This is a genomic window from Flaviflexus massiliensis, from assembly GCF_001375495.1.
In the GTDB taxonomy this organism is placed as follows: Bacteria; Actinomycetota; Actinomycetes; order Actinomycetales; family Actinomycetaceae; genus Flaviflexus; species Flaviflexus massiliensis.
The window spans coordinates 787,428-812,669 of sequence record NZ_LN831058.1; the positions used below are offsets into that span (position 1 = coordinate 787,428).

27 protein-coding genes and 1 tRNA gene are annotated in these 25,242 nt (G+C 58.2%); 20 read left to right on the forward strand and 8 right to left on the reverse strand.

Annotated features, from left to right (window positions below; genetic code table 11):
* The first annotated feature begins 43 nt into the window (after positions 1-43).
* A tRNA-Thr gene (locus tag BN1241_RS07475) sits at positions 44-116 on the forward strand.
* On the opposite strand, the gene BN1241_RS13600 is transcribed toward BN1241_RS07475, so the two are convergent.
* Positions 72-449 carry a helix-turn-helix domain-containing protein gene (locus tag BN1241_RS13600; RefSeq protein ID WP_082418368.1) on the reverse strand — a complete coding sequence of 126 codons (378 nt, stop codon included), beginning with the start codon at positions 447-449 and terminating at the stop codon, positions 72-74. The two genes, BN1241_RS07475 and BN1241_RS13600, sit on opposite strands and share 45 nt — an antisense overlap.
* Positions 450-507: 58 nt before the next feature.
* On the opposite strand from BN1241_RS13600, the gene BN1241_RS07480 reads away from it, so the two are divergent.
* Positions 508-759: a helix-turn-helix domain-containing protein gene (locus BN1241_RS07480; protein ID WP_082418268.1), complete on the forward strand. Its 252-nt coding sequence runs from the start codon at positions 508-510 to the stop codon at positions 757-759.
* Positions 760-936: 177 nt separating this feature from the next.
* Here the strand turns inward: BN1241_RS07480 and BN1241_RS07485 are convergent.
* Positions 937-2,126, reverse strand: a protein-coding gene (locus BN1241_RS07485) for an IS3 family transposase (RefSeq protein WP_390618011.1) whose coding sequence is annotated in 2 segments (ribosomal slippage) — positions 937-1,874 and positions 1,874-2,126 — 1,191 coding nt in all. Because the reading frame shifts where the segments join, the coding sequence is not laid out codon by codon here.
* A 58-nt stretch (positions 2,127-2,184) separates the two neighbouring features.
* Here BN1241_RS07485 and BN1241_RS07495 point away from each other — a divergent pair.
* The 4 genes from BN1241_RS07495 to BN1241_RS07505 all read left to right on the forward strand — a co-directional run bounded on the left by BN1241_RS07495 (position 2,185) and on the right by BN1241_RS07505 (position 8,136).
* On the forward strand, positions 2,185-2,373 hold the full coding sequence (locus BN1241_RS07495; protein WP_054953023.1) for a helix-turn-helix transcriptional regulator: 189 nt from the start codon (positions 2,185-2,187) through the stop codon (positions 2,371-2,373).
* A gap of 458 nt (positions 2,374-2,831) precedes the next feature.
* Positions 2,832-2,999, forward strand: a complete 168-nt coding sequence (locus tag BN1241_RS13605; protein WP_077138324.1) for a DUF4236 domain-containing protein — start codon at positions 2,832-2,834, stop codon at positions 2,997-2,999.
* Between the two features lie 627 nt (positions 3,000-3,626).
* Complete coding sequence (locus BN1241_RS07500) at positions 3,627-6,068, forward strand: DMSO/selenate family reductase complex A subunit (protein ID WP_054953846.1); 2,442 nt, start codon at positions 3,627-3,629, stop codon at positions 6,066-6,068.
* A 685-nt stretch (positions 6,069-6,753) separates the two neighbouring features.
* Positions 6,754-8,136: an MFS transporter gene (locus tag BN1241_RS07505; protein WP_054953024.1), complete on the forward strand. Its 1,383-nt coding sequence runs from the start codon at positions 6,754-6,756 to the stop codon at positions 8,134-8,136.
* A gap of 141 nt (positions 8,137-8,277) precedes the next feature.
* On the opposite strand, the gene BN1241_RS07510 is transcribed toward BN1241_RS07505, so the two are convergent.
* The 3 genes from BN1241_RS07510 to BN1241_RS07520 are packed head-to-tail and all read right to left on the reverse strand — an operon-like array spanning position 8,278 to position 10,641.
* On the reverse strand, positions 8,278-8,790 hold the full coding sequence (locus tag BN1241_RS07510; RefSeq protein WP_054953025.1) for a MarR family winged helix-turn-helix transcriptional regulator: 513 nt from the start codon (positions 8,788-8,790) through the stop codon (positions 8,278-8,280).
* Entirely contained in the window at positions 8,768-9,457 is a 690-nt protein-coding gene (locus BN1241_RS07515) for a CE1759 family FMN reductase (protein ID WP_054953026.1), read from the reverse strand. Before BN1241_RS07515 ends, BN1241_RS07510 begins: the two co-directional genes overlap by 23 nt.
* Positions 9,457-10,641, reverse strand: coding sequence for an LLM class flavin-dependent oxidoreductase (locus BN1241_RS07520; RefSeq protein ID WP_054953027.1), 1,185 nt, complete (start codon positions 10,639-10,641; stop codon positions 9,457-9,459). Before BN1241_RS07520 ends, BN1241_RS07515 begins: the two co-directional genes overlap by 1 nt.
* A gap of 432 nt (positions 10,642-11,073) precedes the next feature.
* On the opposite strand from BN1241_RS07520, the gene BN1241_RS07525 reads away from it, so the two are divergent.
* The 4 genes from BN1241_RS07525 (at position 11,074) to BN1241_RS07535 (ending at position 13,191) form a co-directional block, all read left to right on the forward strand.
* Positions 11,074-11,394, forward strand: a complete 321-nt coding sequence (locus BN1241_RS07525) for a putative quinol monooxygenase (RefSeq protein WP_054953028.1) — start codon at positions 11,074-11,076, stop codon at positions 11,392-11,394.
* Positions 11,395-11,515: 121 nt separating this feature from the next.
* Positions 11,516-12,232 carry a type I 3-dehydroquinate dehydratase gene (gene aroD, locus BN1241_RS07530; RefSeq protein WP_054953029.1) on the forward strand — a complete coding sequence of 239 codons (717 nt, stop codon included), beginning with the start codon at positions 11,516-11,518 and terminating at the stop codon, positions 12,230-12,232.
* 9 nt (positions 12,233-12,241) lie between these two features.
* The gene (locus BN1241_RS12990; protein WP_187117615.1) at positions 12,242-12,406 is read left to right on the forward strand and encodes a hypothetical protein; all 165 of its coding nucleotides are present in this window, start codon (positions 12,242-12,244) and stop codon (positions 12,404-12,406) included.
* A 47-nt stretch (positions 12,407-12,453) separates the two neighbouring features.
* Positions 12,454-13,191 carry a phosphoglyceromutase gene (locus BN1241_RS07535; protein ID WP_054953030.1) on the forward strand — a complete coding sequence of 246 codons (738 nt, stop codon included), beginning with the start codon at positions 12,454-12,456 and terminating at the stop codon, positions 13,189-13,191.
* Between the two features lie 280 nt (positions 13,192-13,471).
* On the opposite strand, the gene phoU is transcribed toward BN1241_RS07535, so the two are convergent.
* Positions 13,472-14,164, reverse strand: a complete 693-nt coding sequence (gene phoU / locus BN1241_RS07540; protein WP_054953031.1) for a phosphate signaling complex protein PhoU — start codon at positions 14,162-14,164, stop codon at positions 13,472-13,474.
* Positions 14,165-14,320: 156 nt separating this feature from the next.
* On the opposite strand from phoU, the gene BN1241_RS07545 reads away from it, so the two are divergent.
* Complete coding sequence (locus tag BN1241_RS07545) at positions 14,321-15,487, forward strand: sensor histidine kinase (RefSeq protein ID WP_054953032.1); 1,167 nt, start codon at positions 14,321-14,323, stop codon at positions 15,485-15,487.
* Complete coding sequence (locus tag BN1241_RS07550) at positions 15,484-16,173, forward strand: response regulator transcription factor (protein WP_054953033.1); 690 nt, start codon at positions 15,484-15,486, stop codon at positions 16,171-16,173. The genes BN1241_RS07545 and BN1241_RS07550 overlap by 4 nt, the downstream gene beginning before the upstream one ends.
* Before the next feature lie 130 nt (positions 16,174-16,303).
* Here the strand turns inward: BN1241_RS07550 and BN1241_RS07555 are convergent, their stop codons facing one another.
* Positions 16,304-16,774, reverse strand: coding sequence for a hypothetical protein (locus BN1241_RS07555; RefSeq protein WP_054953034.1), 471 nt, complete (start codon positions 16,772-16,774; stop codon positions 16,304-16,306).
* 149 nt (positions 16,775-16,923) lie between these two features.
* On the opposite strand from BN1241_RS07555, the gene BN1241_RS07560 reads away from it, so the two are divergent.
* Genes BN1241_RS07560 through ispF form a run of 3 tightly spaced genes read left to right on the forward strand, consistent with a single transcriptional unit; the run spans position 16,924 to position 18,546 of the window.
* Positions 16,924-17,403 carry a CarD family transcriptional regulator gene (locus BN1241_RS07560; RefSeq protein ID WP_054953035.1) on the forward strand — a complete coding sequence of 160 codons (480 nt, stop codon included), beginning with the start codon at positions 16,924-16,926 and terminating at the stop codon, positions 17,401-17,403.
* A 1-nt stretch (position 17,404) separates the two neighbouring features.
* Positions 17,405-18,082, forward strand: a complete 678-nt coding sequence (ispD, locus tag BN1241_RS07565; RefSeq protein ID WP_054953036.1) for a 2-C-methyl-D-erythritol 4-phosphate cytidylyltransferase — start codon at positions 17,405-17,407, stop codon at positions 18,080-18,082.
* The gene (gene ispF / locus BN1241_RS07570; protein WP_054953037.1) at positions 18,079-18,546 is read left to right on the forward strand and encodes a 2-C-methyl-D-erythritol 2,4-cyclodiphosphate synthase; all 468 of its coding nucleotides are present in this window, start codon (positions 18,079-18,081) and stop codon (positions 18,544-18,546) included. Before ispD ends, ispF begins: the two co-directional genes overlap by 4 nt.
* 85 nt (positions 18,547-18,631) lie before the next feature.
* Here ispF and BN1241_RS07575 read toward each other — a convergent pair whose 3' ends face one another.
* Entirely contained in the window at positions 18,632-19,948 is a 1,317-nt protein-coding gene (locus BN1241_RS07575) for an MFS transporter (RefSeq protein ID WP_054953038.1), read from the reverse strand.
* Positions 19,949-20,051: 103 nt separating this feature from the next.
* On the opposite strand from BN1241_RS07575, the gene cysS reads away from it, so the two are divergent.
* The 5 genes from cysS to BN1241_RS07600 are packed head-to-tail and all read left to right on the forward strand — an operon-like array spanning position 20,052 to position 25,190.
* Positions 20,052-21,476: a cysteine--tRNA ligase gene (gene cysS, locus BN1241_RS07580; protein WP_054953039.1), complete on the forward strand. Its 1,425-nt coding sequence runs from the start codon at positions 20,052-20,054 to the stop codon at positions 21,474-21,476.
* Positions 21,476-22,450, forward strand: a complete 975-nt coding sequence (gene rlmB, locus BN1241_RS07585) for a 23S rRNA (guanosine(2251)-2'-O)-methyltransferase RlmB (RefSeq protein WP_054953040.1) — start codon at positions 21,476-21,478, stop codon at positions 22,448-22,450. The genes cysS and rlmB overlap by 1 nt, the downstream gene beginning before the upstream one ends.
* Complete coding sequence (locus tag BN1241_RS07590; protein ID WP_054953041.1) at positions 22,447-23,832, forward strand: hypothetical protein; 1,386 nt, start codon at positions 22,447-22,449, stop codon at positions 23,830-23,832. The genes rlmB and BN1241_RS07590 overlap by 4 nt, the downstream gene beginning before the upstream one ends.
* On the forward strand, positions 23,825-24,247 hold the full coding sequence (locus tag BN1241_RS07595; protein WP_054953042.1) for an ASCH domain-containing protein: 423 nt from the start codon (positions 23,825-23,827) through the stop codon (positions 24,245-24,247). The genes BN1241_RS07590 and BN1241_RS07595 overlap by 8 nt, the downstream gene beginning before the upstream one ends.
* Positions 24,228-25,190 carry an LCP family protein gene (locus BN1241_RS07600; RefSeq protein WP_054953043.1) on the forward strand — a complete coding sequence of 321 codons (963 nt, stop codon included), beginning with the start codon at positions 24,228-24,230 and terminating at the stop codon, positions 25,188-25,190. The genes BN1241_RS07595 and BN1241_RS07600 overlap by 20 nt, the downstream gene beginning before the upstream one ends.
* Positions 25,191-25,242 lie beyond the last annotated feature (52 nt).

A 25,242-nucleotide genomic window follows, 5' to 3' on the forward strand; every position in this document is an offset into this window, starting at 1 on the left:
AAGTGTTTCAGCTTCGGTAAGCTCAATTTGCTGATGACACAGCGCCGCCTTAGCTCAGTCGGTAGAGCGATTCACTCGTAATGAATAGGTCGAGAGTTCGATTCTCTCAGGCGGCTCGCATTTTCTCCCCCCGCCGAAGCGGGGGGATTTGCGTATCCGGGCTTAAATGGGGCCGGGATCCATCCTCCATCCTCGCCTCGAGTGGGTACTAGGTCAGCGATTGTAATGCCCAGTGTTTCGGCGGTTACCAAGAGATCTTCTGCGCTCCAGTCAGCGCGTCCATGAATACGCGTTGAAATATTTGGTTGGGAGACTCCAAGGGCTTGTGCCAAGGATGTCTTCGTCATGCCTGCATCGAAAAGATACTGGTTGACAGTTACGCCAATGCACTGGGAGACCGTGTATGCCCGTTCGGTAATTGCAGTCATATAAAGATAGTGCCTGTTCATACGAAATCCGTCAAGAATATCGGTTGACGATTGCGAGTGTGGCGGATATGTTCAGCTTATGAACATACGAAACTCGGATGGCTATATCTTTATGGTTCCGAAGGAAGCGGCGGAATTTACGGGTGTCGCATCTGAGCGAACCTTCCTGCGCTGGGCGCGTGAGGGCAAGGTTGCCCATGTTCGGTTGCCGAACGGACGGGTCTTGTTTCGCCAATCGGATCTTGAGGAGCTGATAACTCCGATTCCGGCTACGGTTGATTCCCCTGATTCTGATGTTTTGTTTGATCGGGATTGGCAGGCCGAGGGGTGACTGTGCGATGAGTATTAAAGCGATGACGTGGGCGTGGGGGCTGGCTGAGTTGCCGTTGCGTGAGTCGATGGTGCTACTGGCCTTGGCTGATAACGCGAATGATGAGGGTTATTGCTGGCCGTCGCAGGAGGTGGGCTGTGTCAAGAATCTTGAACAGTCGTTAGTGTTTTTCTTCTTTCACGCTGCCGTGGCAGCGAGGTCTTTCTCGTGGTCTTGCCAGGTCTGGACCGGGGTGCGGTAGCCGAGAGCGCAGTGCCGACGCTGGCGGTTGTAGAAAACCTCGATATAGTCCATGACCGCGAACCTGGCACGGGCCCGGGTGGTGAACACCTGGTGGTAGTACATCTCGTTCTTCAACGAGGCAAAGAAACTTTCCGCAACCGCATTGTCCCAGCACACCCCAGTCCGGCCTACCGAGGGGCGAACCTTGACCTTCTCGCAATATTTCTGAAATTCGCTCGAGGTGTACTGACTTCCTTTGTCCGCATGGAACACAGAATTCGGCGCGATGCGTCCGTGGTCGATGGCCATCCCCAACGCGTCGATCACCAGCGAGGTGCGCATGTGGGAAGCCATCTGCCAGCCCACCACCATCCGGGTGGATAGATCAATCACGGTGGCCAGGTACAGCCACCCTTCCCCGGTGCGCAGGTAGGTAATATCACCAACCAACGCGTGCCCGGGGGCGTGGGCAGCAGGATCGAAATTTCCCTCCAGCAGATCCGGAATCACCACCGGCTCCTCACCGACGATAGTGGTGCGCCGATAAGCACGTGGTTGAATCCCCGCTAACCCGAGCTCGCGCATGAGCTTGGCCACCAACCCCACCGACGCAGGGTAGCCGCGGTCGTTGAGTTCAGCGGTGATGCGCCGGCACCCGTACGTTTTGCGGTGCTCGTGGTAAATTTCCTGGATCAGGACCTTCAGCACCTCCCTACGGGCAGCCGAGGCGCTGACCTGATTCACCTGGGTACGCCAGGCATAGAAACTCGAGCGCGCCAGACCAAGTTGCGTGCACATCCACGCGATCGGATAGTTGTCCTTCTCCGCTTCGATCAGGGCAGCCTTCTCGGCTACCCCTGCTCCCGGGCGAAGAAGGCCGCGGCTTTTTTTAGGAACTCATTTTCCATCCGCAGCCGCCGATTCGCCTCTTCCAACTCCGCCAGCCGTCCGTAGTCGGCCGGGGTCATCTTCTTGGCCGGCTCTGGATTATCTTCCCGATACTTCTTCACCCAGTTCCCCAACGTGCCTGCATTGATCCCGAGCTCACCGGCAACCTCCACAATCGGTCGCTCGGACTGGATCACCAGTTGCACAGCCTCAGCTTTGAACTGCGCACTAAACTTACGCCTCGATGTTGAACCCATACCTTTGATTCTCCCTGATCAATGACTGTCCAACATCTTTAGTACACCCCACCTTTGCATGAACGGCGTTGCCGAACGCCTTGGTATTTCACCAACCACTGGACGTAACTACTACAACCGCGGGCGCCTCCCGGCGCCGGATGCTCGCATCGGTCGAGACAAGGGCTCAACCCTCGGCTGGCTTCCGGAAACAATTAATGAATGGAACAAGCAGTGGCCCGGCCGCGGCAACTGGTCCAAGACATAAGAAAAACGCCCCTACCCCCAACCAAGTGGACAGGGGCACAATACTCGTGATGTAGCTATATTCGGTCTAGCCGCAAGTTTTCGCATGAGTGGCGATAGCGAGCCAAGGTAACACCCTCTCAATTCATGCATTGACACCAGGCCGGGTAAGGAGTCAGGTGAAGAAGCTGGTGGGGGTGGTTGAGATAATCGCGGCCGTCGAAGCCACCAGCTCATCAGCAAAATGAGAAATATCGATACCCACGAGAGCAAGCAGCCAGACAAGGTTCGTAGAAATCTAGGCCGACTCTGCCGTAACCACAGTGCGGACCACCGTACGCCCAAGGTGTGCAATCTGCATTGGCTTAGAAGCATTCCTGCGTTGACGGAAATATGCAGTATGAAATAAAGCTATTCACCTACATTCCGCACAAGATGCCGATATGGCGGCAATAAGTCATTTACTGAGAAGAAAAGACAATGGGGTTCTTTTTTCGCAAGCGTAAGAAACTCGGTAAAAACACTGCATTGAACATTTCAAAGTCCGGAACTTCAATCTCACGAAAGGCGGGCCCTGTTACTTTCAACAGTCGTGGATGCGGAAGTGTGCGTCTTGGCAAAGGGAAATCCTGGCGATTCAAACTCTAGGCACACGCGAGGAGCTCGGCAGACGCGTTGCTTGATATTCTGAATCCAATCGATCGCCCCGCCCCTTTCTGTGAGGGAATGGGGCGGTTCTCTTAACTTCCGAGCAGTTTCGTCGATGCCTGCGTCCATGGTGCGCGAGACTCCTGTTGCGACCAGTGAGTATTGCTCCGATTGGAAACCTGGACCACTTCACCTCCTTCTTGTAGGGGTAGTGACAGATTGGGCAGGTGTGAGCATGTGGGCTGAGGTCCTTCACGCCTGGCATGCAACCGTGCTCGAGTTAACGACGCAACATGATGAAGTAGCAGCCGTTTATCAAGATCAGCCGTGCGACTGATGGGTGGGAAGGTAATTCAGTTTCGTATGGAACGTAAGTCTCAGCCTGCAATTTCCTTCGGTCTGTGACCGTTCTTCATGATTGCGGGCCATCGCACTCATGAAGTGCTAGAAAATTCAACAGCCAAGAGCGGCAATTGGGAACGATTTAGCTAACAAGTTGGTAGTGATATTGGGGGTAAGTCGGTAACTGGTTGCTGTCCTTTTTGGGACCTTTAGCATCTTTCATTCCAAAAGTGTGGTTTAGGTTGAATCCAAATCGCAATGAATGGTGAAAGGTTGGTCCTCGACATGACCGAGGTGCTTGAGAAGAAAGTGAGCCGCCGATCATTTATGAAATGGTCGGGTGTTGTTGGTGGTACAACGGCGCTGGTGGGAACTGCGGCTCACCTTGGCGTGCCTTCGGCACGCAGTGCATCTATCGAAGGTGCTGAAGGGGTAGACAGGACCGTGTGGTCGGCGTGCCTCGTCAACTGTGGTTCACGTTGCCCACTGAGGTTGCAGATCAAGGATGGAACTGTTGTTCGTGTCCTTCAGGACAACACTGGTGACGACACCTTGTGGAACCGTCAGATTCGCGCCTGCGTACGTGGACGTAACATGCGGCAGCGCATTTACAATCCCGATCGCATCAAGAAGCCACTCAAGCGAGTTGGAGGTAAACGAAGCGATGGGGAGTTCGTTGAGATCTCCTGGGATGAGGCACTGGATCTCGTTGCAGAAAAGCTCCGTTATACCTATGACAAGTACGGGCCGGAAGCCGTCTACAAACAGTACGGATCCGGGGTGTGGAACGCCCACATCGCCAACTCCGGTGGCTGGGCAAGGCTATTCAACCTGCTTGGTGGGTATCTCGGGTATTACGGGAACTACAGCTACTTACAGATTTCCCAATGCACGCGCTATTTCTACGGCTCTCCGGACGAACAGATCTCGAACTCGATTGAAGATGCGATCGAGAACTCAAAACTGCTCGTACTGTGGGGAAACAATCCGCTAGAGACCCGCATGTCAGGCGGTGGCATGACCTACATTGCGACCCTTGCCAAGAAGGCAGGGTTGCGCATGATTGTGGTCGATCCCCGGTACTCGGACTCGGCTTCCGTTCTTGCAGATGATTGGATTGCTCTCCGCCCAGGGACCGATGCGGCACTCGTCGCCGGTATGGCTCATGTCATGATTAGCGAGGGGCTTCAAGACCAAGATTTTCTTGACAAGTACTGTGTAGGCTTCGATGAGGACCACATGCCCGAAGGCGCTCCAAAGAATGCATCGTACCGATCGTACATTGAAGGTAAGGGCGCAGATGGGGTTGAAAAGACTCCAGAATGGGCCGCTGAGATCACGGGCGTGCCGGCGGACAAGATACGTATGTTTGCTCGCGATGTTGCCCAAACCAAGCCTGTCAACATCGCCCAAGGCTGGGGGCCGCAGCGTCATGCGAATGGCGAGAACAATGCGAATGCCATCTATCTGCTGGCTGCGATGACTGGCAATGTCGGTATCCCCGGTGGTGGCACGGGTGGGCGTGAAGGATACCTGTGGCCCTACACTCCGTGGATGGATGACGGTGTGAATCCGGTCGAAACCACGATCTCCTGCTACAAGTGGACCGATGCAATTGAACGCGGTGAAGAACTTACAGCGGTACGTGATGGTGTGCGCGGTAAGGACAAACTCGATGTTGGCATCAAGTTTATGCTTGTTTATGGCTCCGCGATGCTGTCCAGTCAGCATGGTGACATCAACAGGACACGTGAAATCCTCGATGATGATACGAAGTGTGAGTTCATCGTGGGCATGGACAACCAGATGACTTCATCCATGAAGATGTGTGATCTGGTTCTTCCCGATACGACCACAGCGGAACGTTGGGACATCATCCCGTCTGAATATACGGGCGATGTTGCCTACGAGATCATGTCTGAGCGAGCTATCGAGCCGCTTTACGAGTCACGTCCTGCCATTGAGGTCACGGCCGCTATCGCAGAACGACTTGGCATTGGCGAAGAATTCTCCGAAGGGAAGAAATCTTCTGAGGATTGGGCTCGTTGGGTTCAGGATACTGCCAGGGAAAATAAGCCGGGTATGTTCCCAACCTTTGAAGAGCTACGGGAGCAGGGTGTGTTCCGTTACACGAGCCCTGACGGGCCGACGATTGCACTGAAATCTTTTAGGGATGATCCCGACGCGAACCCTCTCGATACTCCGTCAGGAAAAATTGAAATCTACTCCTCTAGGCTTGCTGAACTTGCTAACGACTGGGAGTTCCCTAACCCGATTCCAGGCGACGAGATCACTCCCATTCCCGCCTATGTGGCCACACGTGAAGGCGTGGAAGAGGCGCGAACGAACAAGAAGTACCCACTGCAATGTATTGGACACCACTTCAAAGGTCGTACGCACTCAACGTATGGGAACAACGCAAACCTGAAGGAGGCTCACAACCAGCGGGTTTGGATCAATCCTGTAGATGCCGGCCCGCGCGGCATCAAGTCAGACGACCAGGTCACGATTTACAACGATCGAGGCAAGATCTCGATTCCCGCAATGGTTACTCCGCGAATCGTTCCTGGCGCGATCTCTGTTCCCCAAGGTGCCTGGATCGACCTCGACAGCAAGGGTGTTGACCGCGGTGGTGCTGTCAACATGTTGACGAGTCTTCACCCGACACCGCTGGCAAAGGGTAATGGTCAGCACACTAACCTTGTTCAGGTTGAGAAAGCCCAGTAGATAAATCAACGCAATTTCAATTGGTCGGGTGGTTCGCACAGCATCATCAGCTGCGCGAACCACCCGATATTTATCTTCAATGCGGGGCGGAAATCGATTGCTAACGTGGATTGACCCACCTATGCCTGCCGTGCTCAGCTCTCTCTGGCGCTTGTGGTTCCAATTGCCCGACCTTGTCGTCCGAGAACCTTTCTTGTTGGAATCAGGAACATCGACCTGATCCAAGTCAGCGGAGTTTGCCGTCATATATTTGCATCATAAAAGCAGTAAGACCCATCCGATCGGGACGGGCCTTACTCTGTATGACACTTGGGAAGTAATGTCGTACCTCAAACATTAGGGGCCGAAATCGGGGTCACCATGGGACTTTGGGCCGAATTTCCCACTGTCTTTGACAAGTGTGACGAAGAACAAGTCTCTCGTGCCGTGTGAAACATGGCGTTTGCTGTGAAATGTCTGAATGTGAGGGATTTCGCCAGTTTCCTGAGATTCACTGACAGGTCTGGCTGATGTGGAATTTCTATTGTCTGGAGGGTCGCGTGCTGATCAAGATAGAGCCGTGTCCAGTTGTTGTGTTATCTTCCAGAATAACTGGGCGCAATCATTGACCGATTTCGCTTCGGGGGCAAGTTTTTCGAAAACACGGAGCACGGTCAACTGCGAGCTGTTTTCTGTAAAGGACATCATGAACAAAACACAGGGTGAGCAGGTTTCGAACGAGGAAGCGGAGAGGGACGTGCTTGCGCGTTCCGAACGCCTCGAACGACTCCCTTTTACAAAGAAGCTAGGGAAGCTCCTTGGTACGTCTGGAATTGGCTGGGCGCTGGATGCGATGGACGTGGGTCTCATCTCTTTCATCGTCGCCGCCCTCGGCGAGCAGTGGATGCTGAGTGACTCCGAACGTTCCTGGATCATTTCTATCGGATTTGTTGGCATGGCCATCGGCGCAACCCTGGGCGGGTTGCTGGCCGACAAAATTGGGCGACGCTCCGTCTTTGCCCTCACCCTGCTGATTTATGGCCTGGCAACGGGTGCTTCTGCGCTCGCCACCTCCGTGGGCGTGCTCCTGGTGTTTCGCTTCATCGTGGGCCTCGGTCTTGGTGCGGAGCTTCCTGTGGCTTCAACGCTCGTGTCCGAGTTCGCGCCAAAGAAGATCCGTGGCCGCATCATTGTTTGGCTCGAGGCATTCTGGGCGCTCGGCTGGATCCTTGCGGCTCTCATCGGTTACTTCGTGGTCGCTGGAAGTGACGATGGTTGGCGCTGGGGTCTCGTCATCGGAGCCGTCCCTGCACTCTATTCGCTCATCATTCGACTTCACGCTCCTGAGTCTGTTCGATTTTTGGAAACGAAGGGCAAGTACTCCGAGGCTGAAAAGATCGTTCAGGAATACGAAGAATCGGCGGGACCGGAGTACGCGTACACGGGTCCGACGGTCAACTCGGATGCCGATGCTGAAGCTTTGAAAGTGCCGCAGCCGGATAAGCATCTGACGATCTGGTCCCCATCTATGCGCAGGCGCACCATCGCCCTGTGGGTCATTTGGTTTGCAATCAACTTCTCCTACTACGGGGCCTTTACCTGGATCCCGTCGCTCCTTACCGCGCAGGGTTTCTCGCTTGTGAAATCCTTCGAATTTACCCTCATCATCACCCTCGCGCAGATCCCCGGGTACGCGCTCTCTGCCTATCTGATTGAGAAGATTGGTAGGCGCAAAACCCTCGCGATCTTCCTCGCTGGATCTGCTCTAGCGGCAATTCTCTACGGCCAGGCGGGAAGCGAGTGGCAGATCATTGCCGCCGGCATGCTCCTCTCGTTCTTTAACCTCGGTGCCTGGGGCGCTCTCTACGCGATTGGGCCGGAGCTCTACCCAACGACCGTGCGCGGCACGGGAACGGGTGCGGCAGCGGGCTTTGGTCGAATCGCTTCGATCCTGACACCGCTCCTTGTTCCGTTCTTTATTACCTGGGGCGGGAACGCCCTGACGTTCACGATCTTCTCGGCGGCCTTTGCGATTGCTGCTGGGGCGGCCTTCTTCCTGCCTGAGCAGAAGGGCAAGGCGATTAACTAGCGTTGCTGCTCACGTCTCACTCGGGATGTGAGGAAGTGGTGTGGGGATCGCGTTCAAACGCGATCCCCACACCACTTTGCGTCAAGTTCCACTAGCTCTGAATCAACGATCTAGATCTCTGCCGCCGTGTCCGTGCGCCGGTTATCTGATCGAGCTGGTTGCGCTCGTGTCGAGGCTCCTGCCAACTTTGGTAAAGACGTTGAGGAGTGTCTCCACTTCATCCGGGTCGAGGAACTGAAGGAAGTTCTCTTCGACCTGTTGGGCATGAAGGCGGGCGGCGTTCCTGAACACGTCCTTGCCTTCTTGCGTGATCGTGGCGATTGTGGCCCTGCGGTCAGAATTCTCGATGTCGCGACAGACGAGTCCCTTCTCGACAAGGAGGCGGACGCGATAGGTGATGCGGGAGGGGGCAAAGACCATGCGGTCCGCAATCTCTCCCATCCTCATTGACCCGCCTGCCTCCATGAGAATCAGGAGCAGGTTGTAGTCGGAGAGGCTGAGGTCAGCTTCCTTCTTGAGGTCTCGTTCGAGACGGTCTTGGAGGAGGGCGGTTGCCTCCCAGTAGGCGCGCCACGCCTGCCTCGGAGTGTCCCGTTCGCGGTGGCTGGGGGTGACGGCTCTCGACCAGGGCTCAGCCGTGGAGGAGTTGCTCAAAGGGAATCACCTCGAGTTCCCCGGTCTCGGTTTCCTGCTTCTTCCTGGGTCTAGCCGGACGCCCCTCGAGCAGGTTTGCGAAAGCTTCACCTGCCTGGGAGATTCGGTGCTGGATCGGTGCGGTGCGAGTGGACTCGGACCCGCCCTCAACCAGACCCCAGTCATCGGAGGCTGCGAACACGCTCATGGGTGCCACGAGTGCCTTGAGGTAGGCGAACAGGGGACGCATGGCCTGGTCGATCACGAGGGAGTGGCGGGCTGTTCCGCCGGTTGCTCCAAGAAGCACCGGGGTTCCCGCGAATTCGTCCTCGTCCACCAGGTCCCAGAAGGACTTGAAAAGTCCTGAATAGGAGGCCTTGAAGGTGGGAGAGACGGCAATGACGCCATCCGCCTCCATGACCTGATCGATTGCCTTCTGGAGTGCGGGAGAGTTGTTGTGGGCGATCAGTGCGTTGGAGATGTCGGTGGCGAGCAGTCGCAGCTCGATCACCTCAACCTCGGGGACAACACCGGACTCGGACAGGGCGTCGGTCGTGGCTGTTGCCAAGCGCTTGGCGAGCATGGCCGACTGTGACGGATCACCGAGCCCACCGGAAACGACCACAATGTGGCGTGCCTCCGGGGTGAACGGATCGGTTGATTCGGAAACGTTTTCGACGGCGACCATTAGTTCTTTCCCTTCTCAGCAGCAGCTGCCTCGAGCTTGGCGCGGCGTTCTTCAGCCTCAATCCAAGCCTGTGAACCTTCCGTACCGCCGGCGACGGGAGCTTCGCCACGGCGTGCACGCTCAACAAGGAACTCGTGCGTGGGTGCCTCGGGAACATCGGCGGGACGGTTCTTCCTGAACTCTTCCTTCAGGACAGGGAGAACGTCCGAACCAAAGATATCGAGCTGCTCGAGGACGGTCTTCTGGGGCAAGCCCGCGTGGTCGATGAGGAACATCTGACGCTGGTAGTCGCCCACCCAGTCGCGGAACTCGAGGGTGCGGTCGATGACCTGCTGGGGTGAGCCCACGGTCAGAGGTGTCATCTCCATGAAGTCCTCCATCGACGGACCGTGTCCGTAGACCGGTGCGTTATCGAAGTAGGGGCGGAACTGACGGACCGCTTCCTGGGAGTTCTTGTGCATGAAGGTCTGGCCACCGAGAGCGACGTATGCCTGGTGTGCCTTGCCGTGACCGTAATATTCGTAGCGCTGACGGTACAGGCGGACCATGGCAATGACGTGTTCCTTGTTCCAGAAAATGTTGTTGTGGAAGAAACCATCACCGTAGTAGGCGGCCTGCTCAGCGATCTCGGGCGACCGGATTGAGCCGTGCCACACGAACGGCGCAACGTCGTCCAGGGGACGAGGGGTGGCCGTGAAGTTCGACAGGGGCGTGCGGTGCTTGCCCTGCCAGTCAACCTGTTCCTCGTGCCAGAGGCGGTGCAGCAGGTTGTAGTTCTCGACGGCGAGCTGAATGCCGGAGCGGATGTCCTTGCCGAACCAGGGGTAGACCGGGCCGGTGTTGCCGCGACCCATCGTGAGATCCACACGACCGTCGGCCAGGTGCTGCAGGTAGGAGTAGTCCTCTGCCAGGCGTACCGGGTCCATGGTGGTGATGAGGGTGGTGGCGGTCGAGAGGATGATCTTTTCGGTCTGAGCCGCCAGGTAGGCCAGCAGGGTGGGCGGGTTGCCCGGTGCTACGAAGGGCGGGTTGTGGTGCTGGCCTGTGGCGAACACGTCGAAGCCAACTTCTTCTGCATGCTTCGCGATTTCGACGGTGGCCTTGATGCGTTCGTTTTCGGTGGGGGTCTTGCCGGTTGTAGGGTCGGTGGTGATGTCACCAATGGTGAAAATTCCGAACTGCATGATTCCTTGACTTTCCTCGCGGGTTCGCACAAACAAAGTATTTCAAATTTGAACTACTTTCTACAACGCAGAAGTGCTCAATCTATTCCCGAGCGCCTGTGAGCTGGCTAAGCAGGAGAGAAGTGATCACTCAAAGTAAAGATAAACGCAGGGTAAAGTGGCCGTTCCTGGATTTTTTTCAAAGTGTTTGCGAACCTGTTGGCAGGGTGTTGTTAGGAGGCTCTAGCTGGCATAGGTGCCGCTTCTCCGTTGTGGCCTTGGTCGGAGTCCACGATGTCTCACGGGTAGACACTCCTTGTTGATCTCTGGGAAGCTGAGAGTGCACATGCGCCCGTCCGAATCGATCGCCTGCTCGAACCATCATTGTGTGTCGGTGCCGAGCTTGGGTCGATGAAAGTGCGGCGTAAAATCATCATTGAGAGGTAGAAACACATGATCTTTATTGTCGTGAAGTTCCCGGTTAAGCCCGAATATGCCGATCGCTGGGGTGAGATCACTGCCGAGTTCACCGAGGCAACCCTCGCTGAGCCGGGCAACAAGTTCTTCGAATGGTCCCGTTCTTACAAGAACCCCAACGAGTGGGTTGTTGTGGAAGGATTTGAGGACGATGCTGCGGGAGACCATGTTAACTCCCCGCACTTTAAGAAGATGCAGGAGGAGTTCCCCCAGTACCTGTCCGCCACGCCCAAAATCATCTCCCGTCAAATCGACGGCGATGGCTGGGACGAGATGGGCGAACTCGCCGTCAACTAGATCATCACCGTGTGGCGGGCAGGTAGCTCACGACGTGGGCACCTGCCCGCCACCAGTTCACCGCCGCTTACCCGGTCCGATTATTGCGGCGTTGTTGAGTGGCATTTATGAGGAGTGAAGAATGGCAGTAGGCCTACCGGAAGCGCTTCAAAGGCGAGGCCGAGTTCCCGCGATCATTGTTCCCATCTTTGGGGAGCCAAAGGAGCTCGAAAAGAAGGCAGAATCTGCAGCTCTCAAAGGCGCCGACCTAATCGAGTGGCGCGCCGATCTCAGCACCGACTGGGAAGGCTGCCTGGAAGCCCTGGCCAATGCCACCATTCCCGTCATCGCGACCATCAGAACCGACCGTGAGGGTGGCGAATTCGCGGGCTCGGATAGCGACTATGAGCAGGCGGTCCTCTCGCTCGCGCAAGGACCGGTCACGGTCGTTGATGTCGAGATCAACAGGCCCCCCGCACACGGTCTTATTGCTCCCCTGCACCATCTCGGTGTTTCCGTTATTGCCTCCCACCACAACTTTGAGCTCACGCCGCGAAACGACGACATTGTCGACACGGTGGAACTTATGGCGGAAGCGGAGGCTGACCTGTTCAAGATTGCCTTCATGCCCGCCTACTCGGACGACACGTGGCGGCACATGGAACTATCGCGTGAGCTCCGTGGCCGTTACGGAGTTCCCATAATCTCCATCTCCATGGGTCCCGAGGCTGCGTGGACGCGTCTTGCGGCGGGCTCTCTCGGGTCGGTTGCCACGTTTGCGTCGCTGGACAGCGGCTCTGCCCCCGGACAAATCGATGTCACTCTCGTGAGGGATGTTCTTCACGCGCTGGGCGGATAGACTGGTCACGTGGAGAATCTACTTGCTGTCCTGCCTTCAATCCTTGCCCTCGGGGCCTTTGCCGCGGTCATGAGGCTCATCATGAACTCCGACCGTCTCGAACGTAAGGCTGAGGCGGAACTGGATGCGCAGGAGGCCGCGCAAGCTCCAGCCCACGATCAATCGGCGGACTAGGTCCGCCGTCCTTCGTTAATGAACTACTGACATGGAAAGATAGGTACATGGTCTACAAACTAGTTCTGCTCCGCCACGGCGAGAGTGAATGGAATGCAAAGAATCTCTTCACCGGCTGGGTCGATGTGCCGCTGTCGGAGAAGGGTGTGGAAGAGGCGAAGCGCGGCGGTCAGCTCCTGGTTGATGCTGGCGTGACCCCCGATATTCTGCACACCTCCCTCCTGCGTCGCGCCATCTCCACCGCGAACCTGGCTCTCGACGCTGCTGACCTGCACTGGATTCCGGTCAAGCGCAACTGGCGCCTCAACGAGCGCCACTACGGCGCTCTGCAGGGCAAGAATAAGAAGGAAATCCGTGACGAGTACGGCGAGGAGCAGTTCATGCAGTGGCGTCGCTCCTACGACGTGCCGCCGCCGGCAATCGAACTCGGAACCGAATTCTCTCAGGATCAGGATCCCCGCTACGCAGGTGAACCGATCCCCGCAACCGAGTGCCTGAAGGACGTTCTTGAGCGTATGCTCCCGTACTGGGATTCGGAGATCGTGCCCGACATCAAGTCCGGCAAGACCGTTCTCATCACCGCGCACGGCAATTCGCTGCGCGCCATCGTCAAGCACCTTGACGGTATCTCCGATGAGGAGATCTCCGGTCTCAACATCCCCACCGGCATCCCCCTCTACTACGAACTGGATGAGGATCTGAAGCCGATCACCGCAGGTGGCACCTACCTCGACCCCGAGGCAGCCAAGGCCGCGATCGACGCGGTTGCCAACCAGGGTAAGTAACCTTAAGGATTGAACCGGAAGGGGCCAGCCACACCAGTGGCTGGCCCCTTTGTCTGTCTTCCCTCGCAAAGGCGCGGCAGCAAACTACCTCTGTCCTGCCAAGTGCGGCCCTCGTCCCTTGAGCCACTCGGCAGCTATCAGTGCACTGACCGGAATGGTCAACCATTAACCGCGCAACCGTAGATTGTGGGGACGAGATGCGTGACGGGAGTGCGGGTAAAGAAACGGGTGGGCCAGACATCTAGTGCCCGGCCCACCCATTGAGGGTAAGAAGCTGCTGTTAGCTCTGTTCCTCGTGGCTTTCTGCTACCTGGCGGATGGTTTCATCGCGTTCAGCGTTGACTCCGGTGACGAGGAAGGTGATGCGGCGGGCGATCGAAACGCCGTGGTCGCCGAAGCGCTCCATGTAGCGGGCCAGCAGGACGGAGTCGATGATGGCCTGGCGGTCGACGTCGTTTGCGGGATCGAGGATGAGGGAGAACGACTTCTGGTGCAGTTCGTCCAGAAGGTTGTCCTCTTCTTCGATGCGCTCAGCAAGCGACAGGTCGTGCGTGTCGAGTAGTTCGGCGACGCGCTCACCAACGATGGTGGCGTGCTCTGCCATTTCCACCAGAAGGTCGTAGATCGGGCCGGTGTTGACGCGTTCGGGGTAGCGGCCGCGGGCCACGTAGGCGACGTGACGGGCGAGGTCTCCCATGCGCTCCAGGGTGGAGGAGATGCGCAGTGCTGAGACGACGGTCCGGAGGTCGGCCGCGACGGGGGCCTGCCTGGCGAGGACGGAAATACCCATCTCGTCCAGGTTGCGCTCGAGAGCATCGATGCGCTTATCCGCATCGATTACCTGCTCGGCTAGCGCGAGGTTGGCGTCCTTGAGGGACTCGGTGGCACGCTTCATAGAGCGTGCGACTTCACGGCCCTGCTTTTCGAGGTCGTCGCCGAGTTGCTGCATTTCTTGCTTAAAGAGCTCGCGCATAGTGTCTCCTAATGTTTCAAGCTCGGAGGGGATTTAAAATGTCCAAGCATGATCCCATCATAACTTGGTTAACGTTTTACGGTTTTCAGGTTAACGGAAAGTGAGCGGGAGGTACCTGGGTGGGTGAACTGTGTACCGACACATTACTCTGGTGCTATGTCTGGCTTTGGGATTGTTCACCTCATCGTCGCCCTCCTCCTCGGTGTGCTTCTTGGAGTGGGTGGCGTGTGGGCGTATCGTGCCTACCGGACTGAAGAGGAGGAAAGCGTCGAGACGGCCCCGGCCATCAACGATGGTGACATCCAGTCCCTGCTTGCTGCCATGCCTCAGGCGCACATCCTCCTCACCCGCGCCGGTGACGTTGAGCGGGCCTCAACAGTTGCCTACTCCCTTGGCCTGGTGCGTGGCACCCGGATTACCCGTTCTGAAATTGTTGCGGTCGTGAACGAGGTACGTGAAACGGGGCAGGTGCAGGACATGGAGATGTCGATGCGCCGCACGGTGGAAGGCATGGACAAACTCATTTTGTCCGTGCGCGTGGCTCCCGTGAGCGGGGATCGTACCCTCGTCCTGTTCTTTGATACGACCGAAGCGAAGCGCTTGGAAGCAACCCGGCGCGACTTCGTTGCGAACATTTCTCACGAGCTTAAAACCCCCGTGGGGGCAATCGGACTTCTCGCAGAAACACTCCAGGAGTGTGCCGATGAGCCCGAGAACGTCGTGGTGTTCAGCGAACGGCTCCAGCGCGAATCCACAAGGCTGGCCGCTCTTGTTCAAGACATCATCGAACTCTCCCGCCTGCAAGACGGCGCCGCCCTCACGAACCTGCAACTTGTCGAACTCGATTCGGTTGTGACCGAGGCAATGGACCGCTGCCGGATTGAGGCCGAAAGTCGCGGCATCACCCTCGTCGCCGGCCCCTCCCAGGACCCGCACGCCTTTGGTGACAAGTCTCTTCTGACCACGGCGATCCGCAACCTTATCGACAACGCGATTCGCTACTCCAATCCCGGTGGCAGGGTTTCCATCGGCGTCAGTGAACTTGACGGTGAAATGAGAATTGCAGTTGTTGATCAGGGTGTTGGTATTCCCTTCGAGCAGCGTGAACGAGTCTTTGAACGCTTCTACCGCGGTGACGAGGCAAGAACCCGGGAGACCGGTGGTTCGGGTCTGGGGCTCAGCATCGTCAAGCACGTGGCTGCCGATCACGGTGGCCGAGTAGAGCTCTGGAGCGAACCCGGCAAGGGCTCCACATTTACTTTCATTATCCCCGCTGCCTATGTTTCTAGTGCGACCGACTATAAGGAAGAGGACCTGCTATGACTTCGATCCTGCTTGTGGAAGACGAAGCCTCGTACCGTGACACGCTTGCCTTCAAGCTCCGTCGGGACGGCTACGACGTATTTGCCGTCGGTGACGGCAAGGAAGCGGTCGAATCGTTCGACCGTGCACAGCCCGATATTGTGCTACTCGACCTCATGTTGCCGGGGCTGAGTGGAACCGAAGTGTGCCGTCAGATCCGTCAGAAATCTTCCGTGCCCGTCATCATGCTCACCGCCAAGGATTCCGAGATCGACAAGGTCGTGGGATTGGAGATCGGCGCGGATGACTACGTGACAAAACCATACTCCTACCGTGAGCTGGTGGCTCGCATGAGGGCAGTGCTGCGCAGGGGCGCACCAGAGGAGGAAGAGGGCGAAGATTCGGCACTGACCGTGGGCCGGGTTTACATGAACACGGACCGCCACGAAGTGCGCATCGATGGAATAACGATCGCCATGCCCCTGCGCGAGTTTGAACTCCTCGAACTGTTTATGCGCAACCCCAACCGTGTCCTCACCCGCGGCCAGATCATCGACCGCATTTGGGGGCCCAACTACATTGGTGACACGAAGACTCTCGACGTTCACGTCAAGCGCGTCCGTTCCAAAATCGAACTCGACCCCTCCGCACCCACCATGCTCCGCACCGTCCGCGGACTCGGCTACAAGCTCGTCACCGAAGAATAAAACGGGCCTACTACAGCGCTGAAGCAGACATGATCACGGGGCCCGCATGAGCGGGCCCCGGTCCTTAGCGGATATGCCTGTGGCCAGCTATTGCTGGCCACAGGGAGAAAGCCTTACCGAAAGACTGTGATTAGTCGCAGTCGGGAGTGAAGGGAAGGAAGTCTTCGTACTCTGGAGTGCACGCCGAGATCACGGGGATGAGGGACGTGGTTTCCGAACCGGAAGCAGCGATAACAGCCGAGATGTTGTCACCGGGCTGGAAGTCACCTTCCACCACCATAAGCTCATCCTCTTCTGCGACCTCGTCGGAGGAGAAGTTGATGTGGCTGTTTGCATCGACATCGAAGGCCGCATCAAAGTCGTCAGCAACAATCGTGGCCGTCGTGTCTTCTTCAGAACGGTTGTTGACAAGACCAACGAGCACGCCCTCGCCGCTACCGTCGGTGAGCACCATGAGGTTCTCGAAAACAACGTCGGAATCGAGATGGACGCGGATACCGTCCGAGGGTGCGTACGGCTTCTGAGTGATTGCTTCAGTTGTTGTCGAGCACGCTGCAAGCAAGAGCAGGGCGCCTGCGGCGACGAGACGCTTCGGATTCACATGACCTCCTATGTCAATTCCCCAGAATAACCTATTTTGTCCACTTGAAAGGCGTCCTGCCGGGGAATTATCGGATCCTGGGGTCACAATTCACGATGATGCTAGAATAGGGGTCTAGTTGGGCTGATTTTTTGAAAGGCTTTCTATTTATGTCGCTTAAGGTTGGCGAGACTGTTGTCTACCCCCACCACGGGGCCGCTTATATCGAAGATATTGAAACCAAGGTCATCGATGGTGAGGAACTGAAGTACCTGACCCTTCGGGTTATTCAGGGAGACCTCGTCATTCAGGTGCCCGCCTCCTCCATCGAGGATGTTGGTGTTCGCGACGTGTCGAACGAAGCGAAGCTTGAAGAGGTGTTCGACGTTCTTCGTGAAGAACTCGTCGAAGAGCCTGCTAACTGGTCCCGTCGATACAAGGCGAACGGTGAGAAGCTCACGAGCGGTGACGTCATCAAGGTGGCGGAAGTTGTTCGCGACCTGACCCGCAGGGACGAGGACCGTCACCTGTCGGCAGGTGAGAAGCGGATGCTCACCCAGGCACGTCAGATCCTCGAATCTGAGGTTGCTCTCGCAAAGGACATCAACGAAGAAGAGGCTTCGGCGCTTCTCGATGAGAACCTGAACTGACATGACGACCGCGGTTGTTGTGACCGCCGCTGGCATGGGTACTCGGCTCGGGTTCAACATGCCAAAAGCGCTCGTCCCTTTGGGCGGGCGCACACTTATAGAGCGAGCCCTTGACGGGGTTCATGCCTCCCAGATTGCCGACCGGATCGTGGTGACGATCCCTCCCGGAACAGAAGACGTGTTCGGGAGCCTTGTCGGCCCGGGAATCGATATCGTGGCGGGCGGGGACAACCGTCAACAGTCCGTCAAGAACGGCCTCGATATCGTGTCGGATGCTGACATTGTTCTCGTGCACGATGCTGCCAGGTGCCTGACACCCCCGGAGGTCACGGTGCGTGTGCGGGATGCGATTCTTGCGGGCCACGCCGGGGCGGTCCCGGGAGTGCCGGTCACGGACACCGTGAAGAAGGTGATTCCCCACGAACGGTTTGAACCCGTGGAAGACACGCTCGACCGGACCGTCCTCCGTCAAGTCCAAACCCCCCAAGCCTTCCGCGGTGACATTCTCCGCGAGGCCCACGAACTCGTGTGGCCGGGAGCAAATGGTGCGCCGGACGACGCGAGCCTGGTCGAATACCTGGGCCACGATGTCGTGATCGTTGAGGGCAGCGTCCTTGCCCTCAAGGTCACGACCGCATTCGATCTGAAATTCTCCGAACTGCTCTTGGAGGACGCGTGAGGGTTGCAAGCGCACTCGACGTGCACGCTTTTTCCGATGAGCCGCGCCCCCTCATGCTTGCCTGCCTCGAATTCTCACCCACGGGCGGGCTTGCAGGACACAGCGACGCTGACGTCGTTGCCCATGCCGCAGCCGACGCTCTCCTTATCGCCTCCGGGATTGGTGAACTCGGCACTGTCTTTGGTACCGACCGTCCCGAATGGAAGGGTGCTTCGGGCTCAGCTCTCCTCGCCGAAGCCGTGAGGCTCGTGGGGGAGGACGGCTGGGAGATCAACAACGTTTCGGTTCAGGTCATCGGCCACAAGCCGCGCTTCTCACAACGACGGATGGAAGCGCAAGAAGTCATGACCAAGATCCTCGGTGCACCCGTTCTTCTTTCCGCCACGACGACCGATCACCTGGGTGCTCTTGGCAGGGTTGAGGGCATCGCCGCCCTCGCAACAGTGCTACTGACAGCAAAGTGATCGAACATTAGGCGACTGGCCCGTAACTCTCCACTAACTGTGACTCTGCGGAGCTTTGCTGGTGCCTGATCAGGTCTGCTCGGCGTTACTTTTCGGTATTGCTGACCTCGTTGGGGCGGACGAAGAAGAACGTGATGAAGCCGGAGAGTAGGACGAGAACGATTCCGAGAATGCCGAAGTGGGCTGCTGCTTCCTTCGAGGAACCCGTAAGCGTGGCACCGAGGGTGATCGCGGTCGAGTACATGAACGGGGAGAGGAAGGAGACTGCTCGCCCGGTTGTGGCGTAAAGGCCGAACACTTCACCCTCCTCACCGGGAGGGATGATGCGGGCGAGATAGGTGCGCGAACTGGACTGCGTGGGGCCCACGAATACGCACAGAAGCAGACCGCAAATCCAGAACACCATTTGTCCCGCGTCGTGGAGGATGAAGATGATCGTGCCGAGGACGAGCATGGAGCCGAGCGAGAAGAGGATCAGGGGGCGGGCACCGACCCTGTCATCCAGGTAGCCGAAGGAAATGGTGGCGATACCGGCAACGAGGTTCGCGACAATACCGAAGACGAGCACCTCGTCCGAAGTAAATCCGAAGGCCGCTGCGGCAAGCACACCACCGTAGGCGAACACTCCGGCAAGGCCGTCACGGAAGAGCGCGGAGGAGCCCAGGAACCACACGAGGGACCGGTCCTTCTTCCACAGGTGCCTGATCGAGGCGAAGAGGGCCTTGTAGGAGCCGATGACCCCGACCTTCTCGGTGGTTTTTGGTGGGGTGTCGGATGCGGTGAGCATGAGGGGCAGGGAGAACACGAGCGTCCAGATTGCACAGAAAATCATGGAGACCCGGATGTTCATTCCATCATCCGAGGTCACACCAAACCAGCCCACTTCGGGACCGATGAGGCCAACGTAGAGGATGAGCATGAGGACGATTCCACCCACGTATCCCAGTCCCCATCCCAGACCCGAGATCCTGCCGATGGTCTTCGGGGTGGAGATGTCGGCCAGGATCGCGTTGTATACGACCGAACCGGTTTCGAACGCGATATTGCCAACAGCGAGGAGGAGCAACCCGAGCCACAGGTAGGACTCGTCGGGCCTGACGAGAGCGAGTCCGCCCGTTGCAAGAATGGTGATGAGGGTGGTGACAAAGATCAGTTTCTGGCGCTTGCCCGAGCGGTCCACGGACTGGCCAACGACCGGGGCGATGATGGCGACGAAGATGCCGGCCGCGGTCATCGTGTATCCCAGGTTCGTGTTCGCGTCATCTCCGAACAGGTCGGCGTTGGAGATATAGACGGAAAACACGAAGGTGGTGACAACCGCATTGAAAGCGGCGGAAGCCCAGTCCCACAGCGCCCACGTTGTTACCTTGTTGCGGTTCGCCCGCTTTGTCACTTTGCTCATTCCTGCACAGTACCGCGAGTTTGATAACGGAAAGTGAATAATGACTGAAGCCGGTTGCCTCCAGTCCTGCGAAGAACGGTGCCGATACGGGTAACCTAGTGGTGTGACTCTGGAAATTCATGACTCAGCGACCAAGACTCAAGCGGTGTTTGAACCCCGCACCCCGGGCGAAGTGGGCATCTACCTGTGTGGCGCGACCGTTCAGGGCTCCCCACACATCGGGCACCTGCGTTCTGCACTGGCCTTTGACGTGCTTGCCCGCTGGCTCACCAGATCCGGGTACCGGGTGACAACGGTCCGCAACGTCACCGACATTGACGACAAGATCCTCGCAAAGTCCAAGGAGGCGGGCTGGCAGTGGTGGGCGTGGGCCTACCGTTTCGAGCAGGAATTCTCTGCCGCCTACCGTGCCCTCGGAGTCCTGCCACCCACGTACGAACCGCGAGCAACCGGGCACATCACGGACATGATCGAGCTCATTGGGCAGATTATTGATGCTGGGCATGCCTACGTTGGCGATCCCGGAAACGTCTACTTCGACGTATCGTCCCTCCCCGATTACGGTTCGCTCACGCGACAGAGCGTGAAGAACATGACGGTCGACGAAAACGACGCGGAGCAGGATAAGCGCAATCCGCACGACTTTGCCCTGTGGAAGGCACCCAAGGAAGGGGAGCCCGAATCGGCCTCCTGGGACAGTCCCTGGGGCAGGGGCAGGCCCGGGTGGCACATCGAATGCTCGGCCATGGCCGGCCGCTACCTCGGCGACGAGTTTGATATTCACGGGGGTGGCATCGACCTTCGCTTCCCCCACCACGAGAACGAACAGGCCCAGTCCCACGCGGCGGGACGTGGCTTCGCGAAGTACTGGATGCACAACGCGTGGGTGACCGTTGATGGGGAGAAGATGAGCAAGTCGCTCGGCAACTCCCTCGTTGTCTCCGAGATCCTCAAAACGGTCTCCGCCCCCATTCTCCGATTCGCCCTCACGACCGTTCACTACCGGTCCACCGTCGCCTACTCACCGACCACCCTGTCGGAGGCGAGCAGCAACTGGGAGCGTCTCTCCGGCTTCCTCTCCCGCGCGGCCGAGACCGTGGGCGAGGCAGACTCTGACGCGGTGGCTGCCGTGACCGCGGATGACATGCCGAAGGAATTCCGAGAGGCCATGGATGATGACCTCAACGTGTCGGCTGCCATGGCAGTCATTCACGACCACGTCACCAAAGCCAACGTGGCACTCGGGGCACGCGACGATGTTGCCGTGTCCGAAGCCCAGATCACGATCCGTGCGATGCTCGACGTTCTTGGCCTCGACCCCCGATCTGACCAGTGGCGTCACGCATCCGAGAACTCGCACGATGCTGCACTCGATGTGCTCGTCCAAGAGGTCCTCGCACAGCGCACCCAGGCCCGCGCCGATAAGAACTGGGAACTCGCCGATCGGCTCCGTGACACCCTCACCGAGGCCGGGATCATTGTTGAAGACGGTGCCGACGGCGTCCGTTGGCACGTCAAGGAGAACTGATGAGCAAGCACAAACCATCGAGCAAAAAGGGCCCCAAAGTTGGATCCGGAGGGGTGAGACGCCGCAGGCTCGAAGGCCGCGGCCCCACCCCGAAGGCAACCGACCGTGAATACCATCCCGCCTACGCGAAGAAGAAAGCGAAAGAAGCGGAAGAAAAACGGAACGAAGCGATCAAGATCGCCCGTGCTGGCGGTAAGCTCCCCGCCTACCTCAAGCTCGAACCCGGCCACGAACTGATCGCAGGACGCAACCCCGTACTCGAGGCGGTGCGCGCCGAAATCCCCCTGACCCGAGTCTTCATGGTGTCCGGAAACGTGACCGATGAGCGGGTGGAAGAAGCCGCCCGCCTCGCAGCCGCCCAGGGTGCCCCCGTTCTTGAAGTGAGCAGGGGACACCTGGATGTCATGACCGAGAACGCGGCCCACCAGGGGATCGCCATCGAAGTACCGCCCTACGACTACGAGTCGCTCGACAACGTGATCGAGTCGATTGCGGAACTGGAAACCCCGGGACTCATCCTTGCGCTTGACTCGGTTACCGACCCCCACAACCTCGGTGCCGTCCTGCGTTCCGCATCCGCCTTCAACGCCAACGCCGTCCTCATCACCGAACGCCGCTCCGCAGGCGTGACCGGCACAGTCTGGAAGGTCTCGGCAGGTGCCGCCGCGAGGGTCCCGATCGCCCGTGAAACCAACCTCGTCCGCAGCCTCCAAGAACTCAAATCCAACGGGTACTTTGTTGTCGGGCTGGCAGGGGAAGGCGACGTTATGCTCGACAATTTGGAACTGGCAGACATGCCGCTCGTCCTCGTCACCGGATCCGAAGGCAAGGGCCTGTCCCGCCTCGTCCGCGACACGTGCGACCAGATCTGCTCCATCCCCATCTCCGGTGACATGGAATCCCTCAACGCAGCCGTGGCCACCGGGATCGCCCTCTACGAAGTGGACAGAGTCCGCAGGAAGGGAAGCCGATGACCATGTGGCGCCCCGTCAGCGGGGACATTTACGGACTGGACGAAGCACTCTTCAACGAGGAAGCCTTCCAAGCATTCTTCCGAGACGAGGGAGTCCTTGCCCGCGGCAAGAACATCGAAAACGGGCACTACGAAATCGAACTGGCCGTCACGGGACGACGCAGGCGCGTCGCCATCCTCGACGAAGAAGGCTACGTCATCCCCGGCATGCCCCTCTCCGAACTCGTTGACCTCATGGACACCAAGCTCCGCAAAGTCCAGATCGTCATCGACGGTGAGGTCCGCTACGGCGATATCGACCTTGGATCCGTTGCTGCCGACGTGGCCGAAGACGTTGCTTTCTTCCGTGAAGGAGACGAGGGCCTCGCCTCCGTGGCCGAGCCCGAACCAGACAATGAAGAACCCGCGGACGAGGTTCCCAGCGACAAGGATGAACCGGACGTCCCGTTCCTCATGCTGACAGACATTGCGCTCGCGGAAATCCCCGCGCTTGCGGCAGTCACGAAACTGTCGATGGCGGTGGTGCCGCTGGGCAATACCAACGCGATCATGACAACGAAACCCTTCGATGCTCACAAGTCGCTGTTCCCCAAGCCGGTCTTCCACCTCACGCTACGCACCAAGGGCGAAGGCGGCCCCCTGCTCACGGTGTCGCTCGATAACCAGCGCACCCACACGTGGACGTGGGATGGTCAGCTTCCCATCCTCGACTGGATGGAAGAACACGTTGCGGCACAGGAGTTCGCGGATGAACATCTGGGTGCGGGAGCTCTCGCGCGCCGTTGCGTCCTGGAAATGGATGATGGGTCCTCGAAGGAAGTTCGCGACGCCCTGCTGTCGAGCAAGGTTCTTGGCCCCGCCTTTTTCATCCAAGCCATGGGGCTCGCCCCCGAATACCTTGACGTGCTCGACGGGCGGATGGAAGTGACGGAACTTCCCGATGCCGAAATCTTTGAGAAGTCGACGCTCGCCAAGACCGTGCGCGACATGATTGCCCTCGAGATCTCCGGCCACGGTGTTGCGAAACCGAAAATGTGGGAAGCCTACCGCAAGGTCTTCCTTGCACGCCCGGGTCTTCTCAACGCTTCCGCCTCGATCCAGGCCGCCGTCGGCGGCTCCCTGCTCGTTGCTGCTCTCCAATCCGAGAACAAGAAGGCAAAGTGGGGGGCAGGGGCTGGCGCCCTCCTCATGGTGAACGCCGTCTCCCGGGTGCTGACCACCCAGTACATTCAAGAGTCCCTCGCCACGAGTGAGACCGCCCAGAAGCTTGCCGAAGTGGTAGCCGAACAGGCGCGGGCTGATGAGCGAGCACGGCTTGCCGAAGAACAGAAACGTGCCGAAGAGCGAGAGGCTGCCGGCGAGGGGGAAACGGTCGATGACTGAGGAAACCCCGCAGGGAGGCGATGCCAGGATCGAAGCGTTCTGGAATCACGCCATGCTCCAGGCCCGGATCAATCCCTTCGAGGTCGTCACGGGACCCAGCCGTGACTCCACGCTGGTGCCACCAGCCTGGTCACTCGACAATGACACTGCCGAAAAGGCACTCGCAGACAAGGTGCTTGTTCTGACCTCGCCCGCCAATCAGCACGAGGAGCAGCTGGAAGCCGGTGGATTCTCGATCCTGACTCGCGAGGATGGCACCCCGGTCGCTCTCCTCCAAACCGCCCACGTCACCACCCACACGGTGGAGGAGATGGAAGGTCTGGAAGAGCGGGGTGACTGGGAGACCGTGCGGGAAACGTTGGCGCCAGGCGACCTAGTTGTTGTCGAGAAGTTCCGTGTCCTCTACCACGACTAAACTCACAGTTCTGGCCGCATGCCTCCTCGTGGGAGCGTGCGGCACCGAGCAGCCAGAATCCTCCCCAACGGAAGAACCCACACAGGTAGAAACCGAAACCGGTGACGGTAAAACTGGCGCGGATGAAACGAGTACAACGGACGATCCGGGTGAGGAAACCGATGGGGTTGATGAGGCAGTAAGCCAGGAAGAACCCGTCACCTTCCTTCTTATTGGAATCGATGCTGATTCCGGTTCTCAGCGGGCGGATGTCATCATGCTGGTCCGGTCCGATGGTGAACGGGAGCATCTCACCACCATGTCCATCCCCCGCGACCTGTGGGTCGAGATTCCCGGACGGGGAGTACACAAAATCAATGCCGCGTATGCCTTTGGTGGGGCTGAACTTCTTACGGAGACCGTGGATGGTCTCTACGGGTCAAGCATCGATCACACACTTGTTGTCGACTTTGCTGCGTTCACCGAACTATCGGAGATTCTAGGACCCATCACGGTTGAGACGGCCGACGGTCCGGTGACCCTGGAAGGCGAAGAGGCTCTCTCGTTTGTGCGGGAGCGATACTCACTACCCGGAGGAGACTTTGATAGGGTCCGCAGGCAACAGGCTTTCCTCGCCGCGGTTGCGGACTCCATGAAAGACGCCTCTCCCGCTCAACTGCGCGACCTCGCCAATCTTGCTGGAGAACACATCGAGGTTGATGGGAGGGATGGCATGTACTCCCAAACCATGCTTCTCAGTCTCATGACCGATGTTGTTGGACCCGAGCAAGTGTTCTTCACGGCGCCACACGATGGGACCGGTTGGTCGGAGGGCGGGCAATCGATCGTTCTTGTCGACAAGGATGCGACCAATGCTCTCGCCGATGCGTACGAGACAGACACCGTGAGCGACTGGATAGAATCGGCTGACCCGATCACGCTCGACAACCAGCCAGTGAACTAAACAGGCCAGAAAACAAGAGGAGAAACCAGCTGAACCCGGTCCGCAAGCCTGC